The 1,061-nt window shown below is 68.6% G+C and carries 1 pseudogene; it reads right to left on the bottom strand.

The window, feature by feature from the left end:
• Positions 1-1,061 (bottom strand): annotated as a pseudogene (locus tag ACFWBF_RS37405) (chromosome segregation protein ParM); the annotation flags it as partial.

Below are 1,061 nucleotides of genomic sequence, written 5' to 3'. Positions count from 1 at the left end.
CTCAGCGCGGCGGCTGCTGCCCTTGGATGAGCGCCCGCCACCGCCCTGGCCGCCGCCGCGGCGGCGGCGGGAGCGGTTCTCGCTCTCCTCGTCTTCGTCGGGCGCGGGCCAGAACTCGCCGGGCCGCACGGGCTCGTTCCAGTCGAACCACAGGCCGCGCTTGGTCAGCTCGCTGACCTCGTAGTCGGTGAGCTGGTTGACCTCGTCGGGGAACAGGTTGGACAGGTCGGTGTCGAAGTCCGCGTACAGCGACCTCATGAGGACGGCGCGGCCGTTGTCGAGGACGATGACGCCGACACCACCTGTGGAGACGCCGTTCTCGGGGTCGGCTTCGCCGTTCATGGCCCGCTCGATCGCGGAGCCTTCCTGGCGGGCGTAGCGGGCCGGGATGGTCGGCACGTCGTAGGCGTTCTCCATCGTGCCTTCCGCCGCCTTGCGGGTGGCTGCGGGAGAGCCCATGTTGAAGATCACGGGCCTGCTGTTCTGCCGCAGGTTGTCTTTCATCTCGGTGGAGAACCCGTTGTGCGCGAACGGCGACTGGCCGGCCGGGTTGAAGCCGATGCCGTACTTCAGCCCGGTGACCGTGAGGTCGTCCCCGTCCTTCTGGATGGACTCGCCGAAGTCTCCGTCCTGCGCCGCGGTCATGAACTCGTCCGCGTACACGTTCAGCTGCGCGTACGGGCAGCGGGGATCTCCTGGCTTGTAGTCGTGCGGCTGGCCGTCGTGTGGCCAGGGCATCTCCGCCCTGATCTCGCACAGTGCCTGCGCCGCCCGGAGCGAGCGGGCCATCCACAGCGCGTTCGAGCCCTGCCGGTCGATGTACCGGCCCAGCGTGGTGGTCTTCTCGTCCTTCCGGACGGTCGAGAGCCACACCACCTGGCCGTCCAGGGACTGCGCGGCCATGTTGATCGCGAAGTACTGCGTCTTGCCGGACCGGGACACCCCGAGCGTGAGGCCGTGGGCGGCGGCGTTCTTGTCGTGCTGGTACACCATCGTCTTCACCGGCTGGCCGGTGATGGTGAACCCGCACACGTACATGCCCTTGGCGTCCGGGGTGAGCC

The sequence above is a fragment of the Streptomyces sp. NPDC060028 genome (assembly GCF_042736725.1).
Taxonomy (GTDB): Bacteria; Actinomycetota; Actinomycetes; order Streptomycetales; family Streptomycetaceae; genus Streptomyces.
The sequence above is the reverse complement of the archived record's forward strand: the minus strand, read 5'-3'. Positions and strand labels throughout refer to the sequence as shown.